The 6,767-nt window shown below is 69.6% G+C and carries 7 protein-coding genes; 5 read left to right on the top strand and 2 right to left on the bottom strand.

Features of this window, described 5'->3' with window-relative positions:
• The coding region (locus tag C665_RS17585; protein ID WP_004324822.1) for a PEP-utilizing enzyme at positions 1–495 on the top strand (495 nt) is incomplete at its 5' end.
• A gap of 26 nt (positions 496–521) precedes the next feature.
• A complete protein-coding gene (locus tag C665_RS17580) occupies positions 522–770 on the top strand; it encodes a hypothetical protein (RefSeq protein WP_004324820.1) in 249 nt (82 codons plus the stop codon).
• A 22-nt stretch (positions 771–792) separates the two neighbouring features.
• Here the strand turns inward: C665_RS17580 and leuA are convergent, their stop codons facing one another.
• A complete protein-coding gene (gene leuA / locus C665_RS17575; protein WP_004324818.1) occupies positions 793–2,505 on the bottom strand; it encodes a 2-isopropylmalate synthase in 1,713 nt (570 codons plus the stop codon).
• A 170-nt stretch (positions 2,506–2,675) separates the two neighbouring features.
• Between leuA and C665_RS17570 the strand changes: the two genes are divergently transcribed.
• Both C665_RS17570 and hmpA read left to right on the top strand, forming a co-directional pair.
• On the top strand, positions 2,676–3,146 hold the full coding sequence (locus tag C665_RS17570) for an Lrp/AsnC family transcriptional regulator (RefSeq protein ID WP_231570607.1): 471 nt from the start codon (positions 2,676–2,678) through the stop codon (positions 3,144–3,146).
• A 154-nt stretch (positions 3,147–3,300) separates the two neighbouring features.
• Positions 3,301–4,500 carry an NO-inducible flavohemoprotein gene (gene hmpA / locus C665_RS17565; protein ID WP_004324814.1) on the top strand — a complete coding sequence of 400 codons (1,200 nt, stop codon included), beginning with the start codon at positions 3,301–3,303 and terminating at the stop codon, positions 4,498–4,500.
• 198 nt (positions 4,501–4,698) lie between these two features.
• Here hmpA and C665_RS17560 read toward each other — a convergent pair whose 3' ends face one another.
• A complete protein-coding gene (locus C665_RS17560; RefSeq protein ID WP_004324812.1) occupies positions 4,699–5,535 on the bottom strand; it encodes an ABC transporter substrate-binding protein in 837 nt (278 codons plus the stop codon).
• A 193-nt stretch (positions 5,536–5,728) separates the two neighbouring features.
• On the opposite strand from C665_RS17560, the gene paaX reads away from it, so the two are divergent.
• The gene (paaX, locus tag C665_RS17555; RefSeq protein WP_004324810.1) at positions 5,729–6,688 is read left to right on the top strand and encodes a phenylacetic acid degradation operon negative regulatory protein PaaX; all 960 of its coding nucleotides are present in this window, start codon (positions 5,729–5,731) and stop codon (positions 6,686–6,688) included.
• Positions 6,689–6,767 lie beyond the last annotated feature (79 nt).

Raw genomic sequence — 6,767 nt, 5'->3', positions numbered from 1 at the left:
CGCGCGCTCGCCGAGCACCGCATCGTGCGCGCCGACGGTGCCGCGCTCGTGCCGCTCGGCCGCGCCGCGAGCGCGGCGAGCGGGGTGGCCTGTGGCGAGATCGTCTTCGACGAGGCGCGCGCCCGTGCCCGCCACGCCGCGGGGGCGAAGCTGATCCTGGTGCGCCAGGACGCCGAGACGCGCGATCTCGCCGCGCTCGAACTCGCCGAGGGCCTGCTCACCTGCCGTGGCGCGCGCACTGCGCACGCCGCGGTGGTCGCGCGCCAGCTCGGCAAGGTCTGCCTGGTCGGCTGCGAGGCCTTGCGTCTCGACGAGGCGGGGCGCACGCTCGAACTCGGCGGTCACATCCTGCGCGAGGGCGAGCTGCTGACTCTGGACGGCAACGAGGGCGCGATCCATGCAGGCGCCGCGGCGGTTGTCGAAGTCGTGCCGCAGGCGCTGCTCGCGCGCCTCGACGCGCTGCACGGACGCGAGGTCGCGGCGCTGCAGTCCTGAAGATTTTCCGGCGGGAGGGTTGTTCGATGAGCTTCAGATCCAGCTACGGCCACAAGTGCGCGATCGAACTGTATCGCGACGCCACCGAGCGCCAGGCCAAGCTGGCCGGCGTGACCATTCCCACCTTCATGTGCCGGCGCTGCGGCAAGCGCCAGTCGGTGAGCGGACGCCGCCAGGTGGTGCGCGGCAGCTCGCGCTACGGCTATCACTGCGCGAGCTGCAGCACTGCGCGGCCGGCTGGCGCGGGTTGCGAAAGCCGGCCGTCCCAGGTGTAGCGGCAGCGGGTGCCGTCGCTGCTCAGGCTGCGCGCGCCGCGGGTGCGCGGGCGCAGTCCGGCTGCAGGCGATTGACCCCGCTGAGGATTGCGCGGATCGAGGCGGTGACGATGTTGGCATCGATACCCACGCCGTAGCGATCGCCGCCCTGTCCGCCTGCCTCGGTGAGCTCGAGGAAGGCGCAGGCCTGGGCGTTGCCGCCGTCCTCGCTGGGCGCCACCGAGCGCTCCTCGAAGCTGCGCACCTGGACGTCGATGCCGGCGCCGCGCAAGGCGTGGATGGCGGCGTCGATCGGGCCGTTGCCCTCGCCGACCAACAGGTGGCGGGTGCCGCCGAACTCGACCACGAGGCGGATGCCCTGCGCCGCGCCATGCTCGAAGAGGTGGTGCTCGACGTAGCGCACCGGCTCGACGTTGTCGAGGTAGGTGCTGCGGAACAGATCCCAGATCGCTGCCGCCGACATCTCACCGCCGCTGGCGTCGGTGACCTGCTGCACCTCGCGCGAGAACTCCACCTGCAGGCGGCGCGGCATCACGATGCCGTATTCGGTCTCGAGCAGGTAGGCGATCCCGCCCTTGCCGGACTGGCTATTCACCCGGATCACGGAGTCGTAGCTGCGGCCGACGTCGGCGGGGTCGATCGGGAGGTAGGGCACGTTCCACGGCTGGCCAGCCTTTTGAGCGGCGAATCCCTTCTTGATGGCGTCCTGGTGGGAGCCGGAGAAGGCCGTGAACACGAGATCCCCCACATAGGGGTGGCGTGGGTGGATGGGAAGCTGGTTGCAGTACTCGACGGTGCGCGCGACCGCGTTGATGTCGGAGAAGTCGAGCCCGGGCGACACCCCCTGGGTGTACATGTTCAGGGCGAGGGTGACGATGTCGACGTTGCCGGTGCGCTCGCCGTTGCCGAACAGGCAGCCCTCGACGCGGTCGGCGCCCGCCATCAGGCCGAGCTCGGCGGCGGCGACGCCGCTGCCGCGGTCGTTGTGCGGGTGCAACGAAAGCACCACGCTGTCGCGGCGGGCGAGGTTGCGGTGCATCCACTCGACCTGGTCGGCATAGACGTTGGGCGTGGCGACCTCGACCGTGGCGGGGAGGTTGAGGATGACCTTGTTCTCGGGCGTGGCGCCCCACTCGGCGGTGACGGCGTCGCAGACCTCCCGGGCGAAGTCGAGTTCGGTGGCGGAGAAGGTCTCCGGGCTGTATTCGAGGCGGATCTCGGTGCCGCACTCCTTCTCCATTTCCGCGCCGATCTGCTTGATCAGCCGTACGGCGGAGACCGCGAGCGCGAGTACCTGCGGCTTCTCCATGCCGAACACGAGCTCGCGGAAGGTGGGCGAGGTGGCGTTGTAGACGTGGATGATCGCGCGCGGCGCGCCGCGTACCGACTCCATGGTGCGGCGGATGAGGTCCTCGCGCGCCTGGGTGAGCACCTGGATGGTCACGTCGGCCGGGATGTGGCCGCCCTCGATGAGCGCGCGCACGAAGTCGAAGTCGGTCTGCGAGGCCGACGGGAAGCCGACCTCGATCTCCTTGAAGCCGATCTCGCACACGGTGCGGAACATGCGCATCTTGCGCTCGACGTTCATCGGCTCGAACAGCGCCTGGTTGCCGTCGCGCAGGTCGGTGCTCATCCAGATCGGGGCGCGCTCGATGAGCGTGTTCGGCCACTGGCGGTCGGCGAGCGCGATCGGGGCGAAGGGACGGTACTTGGCGGCGGGGTTCTGCAACATCATGGCGCGGTCCTCGTGGGCATGGCGTGATTCGATGGACGAAAGTCTACGCGCCGTGCGGCGGCAGACGATTGCGTTGTTGCGGTGCGAGCGCGCTTATTTGTGCAGGAACATGCGTACTTACGAACTTGAATGAAATAATCTGCCTTTCGGAAAGAATGGAGCGCCCGATCGTGCAACTCGACCGCTACGACCGCCAGATCCTGGAGCTGCTCCAGCAGGATGGCCGCATCAGCAACCAGGAGCTCGCCGACCGCATCGCGCTGTCGCCCTCGGCCTGCCTGCGCCGGCTGCGTGCGCTGGAAGAGTCCGGTCTGATCCGCGGCTACCGCGCCCTGCTCGACGCCAGGAAGCTCGGCCTGTCGCTGATGGCGCTGATCCACATCTCGATGGACCGCCACACGCCCGAGCGCTTCTCGCACTTCGAGGCCGAGGTGGAGAAGATCCCGCAGGTGCTCGAATGCCTGCTGATCACCGGCCAGGACGCCGATTACCAGCTCAAGGTGGTGGTCACGGACATGGACGGCTACCAGGCGCTGCTGCTCGAGCGCATCACCCGCATCCCCGGCGTCACCGGCGTGCATTCGAGCTTCGTGCTGCGGCGGGTGATCGACAAGACGGCGCTGCCATTGCCGGGGGCCTGAGCGCCGGGTGTGCACAAACTGGATATATGTCACGTTGTGAGCGGATAGCGGGGGCGGGTGTCTGCGTCCAAGATCTCCGGGCTGCGTGGCCCTTGCGCCGCGCTCGAGTTCATCCAAATGAAGTCCGCCGTGTGCGGACCCCCAAGGAGACGACATGGACGCCCGCGTTCGCGAACTGGTCAAGGCCACGATCCCTGTGCTCAAGGAGCACGGCGTTGCCCTGACGACGTATTTCTATCAGCGCATGTTCCGCCACAACCCGGAACTGAAGAACATCTTCAACCAGTCGCACAACGAGACCGGCAAGCAGCCGGTGGCGCTGGCGATGGCGGTGCTGGCCTACGCCGAGAACATCGACGACCCTTCGGTGCTGGCGCCGGTGATCACCCTGATCGCCAACAAGCACGCCAGCGTGGGCATCCGCGCCGAGCACTACCCGATCGTCGGCAAGCACCTGCTGGCCTCGATCCGCGAGGTCCTGGGCGACGCCGCCAGCGACGAGCTGATCGCAGCCTGGGGGGTGGCCTATGGCGCGCTTGCCGACGTCTTCATCGACGCCGAGAGCAAGCTCTACAACCAGGCCTGCAACGCCGATGGCGGCTGGAGCGGCTGGCGCAGCTTCCGCATCATCGACAAGGTGCGCGAGAGCGAGGAGATCACGTCCCTCCACCTCGTGCCCTGCGACGGCGGCCCGCTGCCGGCCTACCGCGCCGGCCAGTACACCACCGCGCGGGTGTTCGTGCCCGAGCTCGGCGTGATGCAGTTGCGCCAATACACGCTTTCGATCGCGCCGGGGGCCATGCACTTCCGCATCTCGGTGAAGCGCGAGCCGGCGGGCGCGACCACGCCGGCCGGTCGGGTGTCGAACCGCCTGCACGACTTCTACAAGGTGGGCGACATGCTCGAGCTGGCGCCGCCCTTCGGCGAGTTCTTCCTCGACGAGACCCACGACGGCCCGGTGGTGCTGATCAGCGGCGGGGTCGGCATCACGCCGATGATCTCCATGCTCGACCGCCTGGTAGCGGCGGCGCCGTCGCGTCCGGTGCAGTTCGTGCATGCCTGCCGCAATGCCGCGGTGTTCGCCTTCGGTGCGCATCTGGCGAAGGTGGCGGAGCGCAACCCGCAGGTGAGGCTGCATCTGTTCCACGACGAAGGCGCGGTTTCGGCACCGGTGCAGGCGGGCCGTGTCGATCTGCGCGCGCTGGCGGGCGAGGTGCTGGCAGAGGGGGCCGACTACTACCTGTGCGGCCCGGTCGGCTTCCTGGAGGCGCAGATCGCGACCCTGCACGAGCTGGGGGTCGAGTCGGCGCGCATCCATGCCGAGGTGTTCGACACCGGCGGCATCGCGACCTGAGGCCGGGGCCGGCTCGTCCGGCTTCGATCCGGCCGCGGGGCCGGGGCCTCGCGTGTGCGCAGCCCGGCCGCCCGGGGTCGGCGCCGGTCCGGTGTTTTTCGGTAGGAGCGACGCAAGTCGCGATTGCAGTGCCTGGAGTCCGCGCCTTCGCTTCGGCACCAGCCGATCGCGTGTCGCGTCGCTCCTGCCCCGTTCGCCTTACTGCCCGGCGTTCGGGAAGAAGAGCTGCTCGCCCTCGATCTTGTACGCGGCGATGGCCTCCTGGCCGGCGGGCGAAACCACCCATTCGACGAACTTGCGCGCCTCGGCCTGTTTCACGTGCGGGTGGCGCTCGGGGTTCACCACCATCACGCCGTACTGATTGAAGAGGCGGGTGTCGCCTTCGACCAGCACCGCGAGGTCGGCGCGGTTCTTGAAGCTGAGCCAGGTGCCGCGGTCGGCGAGCACGTAGGCGCCGCTCGATGCCGCCATGTTGAGTGCCGGGCCCATGCCGCAGCCGCATTCCTTGTATCCGCTCCCCTTGTTGTCGACCCCGGCGGCCTTCCAGTAGCGCAGCTCGGCGGCGTGGGTGCCGCTCTTGTCGCCGCGCGACACGAAGTTGCCGTTGGCGGCGGCGAGCTTCTGCAGCGCGCCGGTGATGTCCTTGCCCTTGGCGGCGGCCGGATCGTCCTTCGGCCCGATCAGCACGAAGTCGTTGTACATGACCTTGCGGTGCTCGATGCCGTGGCCTTCATCGACGAACTTCCGCTCTGCGTCGGCGTCGTGCACGAACACCACGTCGGCGTCGCCGCGGCGGCCGACGTCGAGGGCCTGGCCGGTGCCGAGCGCGACCACCTTCACGTCGATGCCGGTCGCCTGTTTGAACTGCGGCAGAATGTGGCCGAAGAGACCGGACTGCTCGGTGGAGGTCGTCGACGCGACGACGATCGATGCGGGCTGCTGGGCGATCGCCTGGGCGGCGAAGAGGCCGATCGTCACGGTGGCGATTCCGGCGAGGCTGCGGCGGATGCGCGCGATGCGGGTGTTGCGGGTCATGCGGAGTCTCCTCGATTGGGGGTGGGCTCGCGGGGTGGGCGGTGTCGTGGCCGTCGCGGCGGCTGCGGCGACGGATGAGCCTCGGGCAATCTAGGCAGGCGGGTGGGATGGATCAATATGAAGGGATCTGCATAGGATGGAGGGCCGCAGCGGCGTGGATGCCGCCGCGCACCACGGACATGGACCAGAGCGCATGAAGAGCCGCGTGATCGAACGCTGGGTCGAGGCCCACCTCGCCGGACGGCGCATCAGCGCCAACTCGCTGATCATCTCGGTGTATGGCGACCTGATCGCGGTGCACGGCGGCGTGGTGTGGCTGGCCGACCTGATCCGGCTGATGGCGCCCTTCGGGCTCAACGAGCGCGTGGTGCGCACCAGCGTCTATCGGCTGGTGCAGGACGACTGGCTGGAGTCGGGACAGGTCGGCCGGCGCAGCTACTACCGCCTCGCCGCATCCGGCATGCGCCGTTTCGCGCCGGCGTGGCGGCGGATCTTCGAGCCCGAGGGGGAGGGCTGGAGCGGGACCTGGCAGGTGGTGATGCTGCCCTCCGCGCTCGAGGCGCGGGTGGCGGACAACCTGCGCCGGGAGCTGTCTTGGGCGGGCTACGGGGCGCTCAACGCCGGCGTGCTGTTGCGCCCGACCGACGACGCCTCGACCCTGCGCAACATCCTCGACGGCTGCGGCCTGCGCGACCGCGTGGTGCCGCTCACCGCGCGCGGCCTGGACGGGGTGACCGGCGCGGCCACCGACGAGCTGGTGCGCGAGTGCTGGGACCTGCAGGCGATCGCCGCCACCTACGACGGCTTCATCGAGCACTTCCGGCCGCTGCTGCGCGCCTTCGGTGCGGGCGAGGCCGAGCCGGAGCAGGCCTTCCTGGTGCAGACCCTGTTGATGCACGAGTTCCGCCGCGTGCTGCTGCACGATCCGCAGCTGCCGGTGCAGGTCATGCCCAACCGCTGGCGGGGGGACGCGGCGCGCGAGCTGTGCGCGCGACTGTATCGGCTGAGCTGGCGAGCGGCGTGCCGGCACCTGCAGGCGAGTTGCGCCACGCCCGAGGGGCCGCTGCCGCCGCCGTCGGCGCAGTTCTTCCGCCGCTTCGGCGGTCTGGAGCTGCCGCCGGCGGCGACGGACGAGGTCGCGGCCGAGGGCTGAGCGGGCGCTGTGAGGCGCCCGCCCGCATGGCCGCTCAGGCGTTGCCGAGGCGGGGTGCGCTGGCGAGGCCGGCGGGCTT

The sequence above is a fragment of the Thauera aminoaromatica S2 genome (genome assembly GCF_000310185.1).
Taxonomy (GTDB): Bacteria; Pseudomonadota; Gammaproteobacteria; order Burkholderiales; family Rhodocyclaceae; genus Thauera; species Thauera aminoaromatica.
The sequence above is the reverse complement of the archived record's forward strand: the minus strand, read 5'-3'. Positions and strand labels throughout refer to the sequence as shown.

Coding starts and splice junctions, on each gene's coding strand:
- paaX (WP_004324810.1), top strand. CDS start 5,729: ATGAAGAGCCGCGTGATCGAACGCTGGGTCGAGGCCCACCTCGCCGGA.
- C665_RS17580 (WP_004324820.1), top strand. CDS start 522: ATGAGCTTCAGATCCAGCTACGGCCACAAGTGCGCGATCGAACTGTAT.
- C665_RS17560 (WP_004324812.1), bottom strand. CDS start 5,535: ATGACCCGCAACACCCGCATCGCGCGCATCCGCCGCAGCCTCGCCGGA.
- hmpA (WP_004324814.1), top strand. CDS start 3,301: ATGGACGCCCGCGTTCGCGAACTGGTCAAGGCCACGATCCCTGTGCTC.
- leuA (WP_004324818.1), bottom strand. CDS start 2,505: ATGATGTTGCAGAACCCCGCCGCCAAGTACCGTCCCTTCGCCCCGATC.